Source organism: Helicobacteraceae bacterium, assembly GCA_031258155.1.
GTDB lineage: Bacteria > Campylobacterota > Campylobacteria > Campylobacterales > SZUA-545 > JAIRNH01.
Window position 1 is genome coordinate 1 of the sequence record JAIRNH010000049.1, and the last position, 5,299, is coordinate 5,299.

The window sequence follows — 5,299 nt, forward strand, 5'->3', positions numbered from 1 at the left end:
CATGGCGAGAGCGACGACGACGATCGCTTTTACGACGATAATTCGACGCGGGATATAACGCCCCGCAGGTTGGGTAGGTGATCGTTGTAATTCGCGAGCGTTAACGAAGCAAACGGCAAACTCCCCCTTTCCATAAAGGAGAGAGCTTGCGAAAGCGGCGAGCTAAAACGCAACGATCGGCAGTCTCTAATAATCTTCTCTCGCTTTCCAAAAAAAGGGAGAGGAGGAGGCTCGTTTTTCCTCGTAGTCGAGCCGCTAACGTTAGCGCTTATTTAGGCGATCGGATCGAGCTTGCGCGGGTCGCTCGACATAGCGCCCGTTATAGTTAGGCGGACGGGCGGCGTCGCTATTCTCGCGAATAGGAATACAAGGCGCGCGAGGAGGCGAAAATCCATTTTACAATCGCCGAATATCGCGTTTGGTTTTCTTCCAAAGTAGCGTTTATGGGCGCTAAATATCGCTTTGTTTTCGCCTCCTCGCGGTCTCAAGCCTTTATCCATCGCCGATAAACGTTGATAGATATTATTCGTCGGCGTCGGCGGCGTTTCCGATCGGTTCGCCGCGTTGCAAACTTACCAAAACGCCTTCGATCAACTTGTCTAGATCGCCGTCTAATATAGCTTCGACAGAACTAAAAGCCTGCTTGGATCGATTGTCTTTAACCTGCTGATACGGAAACAGGACGTAGCTTCTTATCTGATGTCCCCAACTAATGCCCGTTTTAACGGCGCCGTTAGCTTCCGCTCGCCGCTTTTGCATCTCTAATTCGTAGAGCTTTGATCGTAACATTTTGAACGCCGTTTCGCGGTTTTTATGCTGGCTTCGATCGTTTTGGCACTGCACGACCACGCCTGTGGGCAAGTGCGTTATGCGAATCGCCGATTCGGTTTTATTGACGTGTTGCCCGCCCGCGCCGCTGCTTCTATAAGTGTCAATACGTAAATCCTTGTCGTCGATCACGATATTCACATTATCGTCGATTTCGGGCGAAACGCTCACCTGCGCAAAGCTGGTATGCCGCCGCGCCGCGCTGTCAAACGGCGAAACGCGCACTAGGCGGTGAGCGCCGTTTTCGGCTTTAAGGTATCCGTAAGCGTTAGCGCCCTTGATCAGGATTGAAGCGTCCTTAATCCCCGCCTCCTCGCCGTCTTGGTAGTCCAAAATCTCCGCTTTGAATCCGTGCCGCTCCGCCCATCGCAGATACATTCTATAGAGCATCGACGCCCAATCTTGGCTCTCCGTGCCGCCCGCGCCGGGCGTAATGCCGATAATCGCGTTGGAGCCGTCGGTTTCGCCGCTAAGCATTAGCTCAACCTCCAGCGCGTCGATCTTCTCCTCAAGATCGGGCAGTTCGTCGCAAAGCGATTCTAGCGCGGCGTTATCCTGCTCGGCGCCGGCTATTTCAAAGAGTCCTATCGCGTCGTCAACGGCGTTCGAGGCTTCCTTAAAGCGCGACAAGACGCGCTCTAAACGCGCCTTTTCCTTTTGGACTTTGCCCGCGTTTTCAGGATTTAGCCAAAAGTCCTGATCGTTTTCGAGCGCGGCGATCTCCTCAAGTCTCGCTTGCGCCTCGGCGGGCTTGATAATGCCGCGCGCGTTATTTAGCTGCGTTTGCAATTTCTTGATCCGCTCGACATATTCGTATGAATCGATAATCACGGCTATCCTTGTATAATGCGACAAAAATTTGGCGCGGATTGTAGCGCAAAGGGTTTGAGTTGGTCATCGCTAGGACGATCGAGGAGTTTTGCGCCGAGCGCGCCGCCGTTAACCGCGAGGTAGGCTTCGCGCCGACGATGGGCGCGTTGCACGCGGGGCATTTGGGTCTGATCGAGCGGGCAAAAAAAGAGAACGATTTTGTCGTCGTTAGCGCGTTTGTCAATCCGACGCAGTTTGGCGAGGGCGAGGATTTTGAGCGTTACCCGCGCAGAGAGGAAGCGGATATAGCGCTCTGCCGCGCCGCCGGAGTCGATCTGCTCTTTATGCCGAAAACTCTTTACGGCGAGGACGAACCGATTATCCGCGCTCCGCTAAGAGGCTCGTCGATCTTGGAGGGCAAAATTAGAGCCGGTCATTTTGACGGAGTTTTGACGGTTGTGGCGAAGCTGTTTAATATCGTCAAGCCGACAAAAGCCTATTTCGGCAAAAAAGACGCGCAGCAACTTTGGCTAATAGAAAAAATGGTTAAGTCGTTTTTTATGGATATAACAATTGTGGCATGCGAAACGGCGAGAGATAACAACGGTTTAGCCTTGAGCAGCCGTAACGCCTATTTGTCCGAAAACGAAAAAATCGAAGCGTTAAAGTTGCCTAAGTCGCTGTTTGAGGCGAGCAAGCTAATTAAGAGAAACGAAACAAGATCGATCGCGATCGTAGAGGCGATCGCCGATACTTTGAAGCCTCTGACGATCGATTATATAGCGATCGTCGATCGGGAGTTTAAGCCGATTGATACCGTTAAAAAAGGCGAAACGATCATATTGATTGCCGCAAAAGTAGGCGACACGCGCCTAATAGATAATATGCGGATATAAATTGCTAAAACTGCATTTAATAAGTTTAGGTTGCGCAAAAAACCTCGTCGATAGCGAGATTATGCTGGGCAGATTACGAGATTATGAGATTGCCGACGATATTAGCGCGGCGGATCTGATCGTTATAAACACCTGCGGATTTATCGACGCGGCTAAACAAGAGAGTATCGACGCAATCTTGGGAGCGGTAAAAAACAAAAAGAAAAACGCGCTGCTGGTAGTAAGCGGCTGCTTAGCGGAGCGTTATCGCGAGGAGCTATCAAAAGAGTTGCCCGAAGTCGATATTTTCACGGGCGTGGGAGACTACGCGAGGATCGACGAGTTAATCGCGCAAAAAAAGAGCGCTTTTTCCGATCGCGTTTTTTTGCAGTCAAACGAGGAGAGGGTTGTTACGGCGAGCGCTTATCACGCATATATAAAAATCGCCGAAGGCTGTAATCAGCGTTGCGCTTTTTGCGCGATTCCAAGTTTTAAGGGCAAGCTAAAATCGCGATCGATAGACAGCGTTACAAACGAAGTAATCTCGCTAGTCAAAAAAGGCTATTTCGACTTTACTTTGATCGCTCAAGACACAAGCGCTTACGGGCGCGACATAGGGCTTAAAAACGGTTTGTGCGATCTAATAGAGGCGCTCGACGTTATCGAGGGCGTTAAACGCGCCAGAATCTGCTATTTATATCCGGCTACAACCTCTATAAAACTCGTCGATACAATCGCTAAATCAAAACGGTTCGCGCCCTATTTTGATATACCGATTCAGCACGTAAGCGACGCCATGCTAAAAACGATGAAACGCGGATTAAACGCCGCTAAGACGATGAAGCTGATCGAGCGAATGCGATCGGTAAAAAACGCGTGGATTAGAACCGCGTTTATTATCGGACACCCCCGCGAAACAGAAGATGATTTCAACGCGATACGCGAAATAATCGGATCAGGGATTTTCGATCGCGTCTCTTTGTTCGCCTTTAGCGACGAAGAGGGAACCGCCGCTAATAAAATGCGCGGCAAAATAGACGCTAAAACGATACAAACTCGCTTACGAACGGCGCAAAAACTCTTAAAACAAGCGCATAAGAAGCGGCTTAAGAGCATGATCGGCTCCGTCGTTACGGCGGCGATCGACGGAAAAAGCGAGGAGTCGGAATATCTGATCGCCGCAAAAAATCTCGATTGGTCGCCGCAGATTGACCCGCCCATTTTAATTAACGACGCCGGCGATCAAACGCTAAGCGTCGGCGCGATCAAACGCGCTCAAATCGTCGCCGCGACCGATTCCTTGCTGTTCGCCAAACTGATTTAAGCCGTTAGGCGTTTGTCGCCGAAAAATAAAATTTACGATAAAATCTTTATATATGCGCTTTGATAGCGCGGTTTGCGCAAACGAGGTAACCGTCTCTGAAAAAGAGGTCAATTTTTATTACCGCGACCGGAACCGACGCGGGAAAAACTTATCTAGCCGCCGCTTTAATCGCCTATTACGCTAAGAGGGGGTTTAAAGTCGCGCCGTTTAAACCTATAGAAACGGGGGCGGCTTTGGTAGCGCAAGACGCGGCGGCGCTGTCGCGGGCTACGCGCGGTTTTGACGGCGCGGTAGGTTTTAAGCCAGAGGACGTATGCCCCGTTCGCTTTGAACTCCCAGCCGCGCCCGCCGTCGCAAAGGGCGAAAAGCCGATCGATTGGAAAACGATAGACGCGGCGCGCGAACGTTTGCGCTCTCAAAGCGATCTTATGATCATCGAAGGCGCCGGCGGCGCGTTTGCTCCGATCGAAGACGACTTTTTCAGCGTAGATCTCGCGAAAAGATACGACGCGAAACCGCTTCTGATCGCGTCCGATCGCTTGGGAATGATCCACGATCTTTTGACGACGCTGGAAGCGATCAAAAACCGCTTAGGCGATTTGCCGCTTTGGGCGGTAAATATACGCGACGCCGCCGGATTCGAGGCGATTAGCGCGCCGTATTTAACGCGAAGATTCAAAAACTTTTATCGTTTGGATAGAGATTTTGAAACATTAGCGGATCTGTTGATCGCGTGAGATCGCTCGTCGTTTTTTTCGCAAGCCTGATTACGGCTTTTTCGTTTGAAAGCGTTTACAAATACGCTTATAACGACGCGGAGCTTTCCGCGAGCGCCGCGCAAGCTCAAAAGGCGCTTAAAGCTAAAGGCGCGCATTTAGGCTTGATTGAACAATCGGAGATATTCGAGGGCGACGGAGGATTAGCCGCGCTTAAGATGGGTTATATTGATATTTTAGCGACAAAAGCGCAAACGATTCAATATATCGTTCCGTCCGTTTGGGTTAAATTGGAAGCGGCGAAAAACGGCGACGATCAACCGCTCAAAAGCGCCCTCGCGAAACTTGGCTTTTCGCTTGTTAAAATTAAATTCTTCAAGAACAAAACGATTGTGATACTCGCCAACGCTTCGGCTTTCGCTCAAACGCCGACGGAGAGCAAAACGATTCTAATAGACGCGCTATAGATATGTTTTGTTTCGCCGATCGTTTGAGGCGCCGCGAAAGAGTTTCGCCTATACCAGCTCCCCTGCGGATCGCGCGGCGACTTGCGGTAAAACCTCTTCGCTCGCCGCGCTCTCTTTTTTCGCCTTTTTTCTTTTCGCTTCTCTTACAAAGCGCTCGTAATAGAGCATATATCCCGTTATGGCAAACAGCGCCATAGCAAGAGAGGATACGCAGTATAGAACGAGCCCTGCGACCCCGAAGAAATCGCCGCTATGCAACGGAAATATACTGCTAATAAA

The 5,299-nt window shown here is 50.4% G+C and carries 6 protein-coding genes; 4 read left to right on the plus strand and 2 right to left on the minus strand.

The window, feature by feature from the left end:
- Nucleotides 1-522: 522 nt before the first annotated feature.
- Nucleotides 523-1,653 carry a peptide chain release factor 2 gene (gene prfB / locus LBF86_06395; protein ID MDR0665133.1) on the minus strand — a complete coding sequence of 377 codons (1,131 nt, stop codon included), beginning with the start codon at nucleotides 1,651-1,653 and terminating at the stop codon, nucleotides 523-525.
- 65 nt (nucleotides 1,654-1,718) lie between these two features.
- Here prfB and panC point away from each other — a divergent pair, with 65 nt between their 5' ends.
- From panC to LBF86_06415, 4 genes are all read left to right on the plus strand, one after another.
- Nucleotides 1,719-2,534, plus strand: a complete 816-nt coding sequence (gene panC, locus LBF86_06400) for a pantoate--beta-alanine ligase (protein MDR0665134.1) — start codon at nucleotides 1,719-1,721, stop codon at nucleotides 2,532-2,534.
- A 1-nt stretch (nucleotide 2,535) separates the two neighbouring features.
- Nucleotides 2,536-3,837 carry a 30S ribosomal protein S12 methylthiotransferase RimO gene (rimO, locus tag LBF86_06405; GenBank protein MDR0665135.1) on the plus strand — a complete coding sequence of 434 codons (1,302 nt, stop codon included), beginning with the start codon at nucleotides 2,536-2,538 and terminating at the stop codon, nucleotides 3,835-3,837.
- A 116-nt stretch (nucleotides 3,838-3,953) separates the two neighbouring features.
- Complete coding sequence (gene bioD, locus LBF86_06410) at nucleotides 3,954-4,574, plus strand: dethiobiotin synthase (GenBank protein ID MDR0665136.1); 621 nt, start codon at nucleotides 3,954-3,956, stop codon at nucleotides 4,572-4,574.
- Nucleotides 4,571-5,020, plus strand: a complete 450-nt coding sequence (locus LBF86_06415) for a hypothetical protein (protein ID MDR0665137.1) — start codon at nucleotides 4,571-4,573, stop codon at nucleotides 5,018-5,020. The genes bioD and LBF86_06415 overlap by 4 nt, the downstream gene beginning before the upstream one ends.
- Before the next feature lie 48 nt (nucleotides 5,021-5,068).
- Here LBF86_06415 and LBF86_06420 read toward each other — a convergent pair.
- Nucleotides 5,069-5,299, minus strand: a 231-nt coding sequence (locus tag LBF86_06420; GenBank protein ID MDR0665138.1) for a PepSY domain-containing protein, incomplete at its 5' end; no start/stop codon positions are given.